The following is a 478-nucleotide window of genomic DNA, read 5'->3' as shown; positions in this document are numbered from 1 at the left end:
GAACGCGCCGTGCTTGCCCATCGGCCAACCGGCCATGTCGACGTCCTCTTCGGAGCCGGTGCCGGCGTAGTAGACGTCGCCCAGGTGAATGGTGAAATCGGCCTGGGCCAGCTGCATCTGATTGGCCACGGCGACCGCCGGTGCATGGCTGTCGAACGGCCCGGTGCCCCAGTCGCCGGCAATCGCCAGGACCACCTCGCGATCCATCATCATCACCATCGGCGTGGTGGCGAAAGTGGCATGACGCCGCAGGTTCTCGATCCACTTGATCAGCGCCTCGCTCCACAGCAGGTCCAGCAGCTCCCACTTGCGACAGCCCAGCAACGTGCCGTCCTTGAGCACCCGGGTTGGCAATTGCGACTCTGATGTCGGCAGCGCCTTGGCACTGCCCATATGCAAGATCGACAGGCCATGGGACAACTCCCACGGCACCGAGGGCTCGTCGGTCGGCAAGTCGCCGTGTTCCAGCACGTACTGG

General features: G+C 64.9%; 1 protein-coding gene. It reads right to left on the bottom strand.

The window, feature by feature from the left end:
- Positions 1 to 478: hypothetical protein (locus tag HX773_RS25755; protein WP_218168377.1), on the bottom strand; the 478-nt coding region annotated here is incomplete at both ends.

This window comes from Pantoea sp. B9002 (assembly GCF_013385945.1).
Taxonomy (GTDB): Bacteria; Pseudomonadota; Gammaproteobacteria; order Enterobacterales; family Enterobacteriaceae; genus Pantoea.
The sequence above is the reverse complement of the archived record's forward strand: the minus strand, read 5'-3'. Positions and strand labels throughout refer to the sequence as shown.